The 255-nt window shown below is 65.5% G+C and carries 1 protein-coding gene; it reads left to right on the plus strand.

All coding sequences use genetic code 11. The features are described from left to right. On the plus strand, window positions 1–147 hold a 147-nt coding region (locus EUU22_RS03180; RefSeq protein ID WP_280956458.1), incomplete at its 5' end, for a pyridoxine 5'-phosphate oxidase C-terminal domain-containing protein. Window positions 148–255 lie beyond the last annotated feature (108 nt).

Genomic DNA, 255 nt, shown 5'->3' on the forward strand with positions numbered 1-255 from the left:
CACCCCACCCGGCCCGACCACTGGGGCGGCTACCGGCTTGTTCCAGACTACATGGAGTTCTGGCAAGGCCGCCCCTCGCGGCTGCACGATCGCATCGCTTTCCGGCGCGATGAGGGCAACTGGACACTGCAGCGCCTCGCGCCCTGACGCCCGGCCATCACCCGGTACCGCGCATGCCAGTTATCCCCCATGATTTCGACACCTTGTACTTTCGGTCCGCACTGGGCCGTTTCGCCACAGGTGTCACGGTCATCA

It is taken from the genome of Ciceribacter ferrooxidans, assembly GCF_004137355.1.
GTDB classification, from domain to species: Bacteria; Pseudomonadota; Alphaproteobacteria; order Rhizobiales; family Rhizobiaceae; genus Allorhizobium; species Allorhizobium ferrooxidans.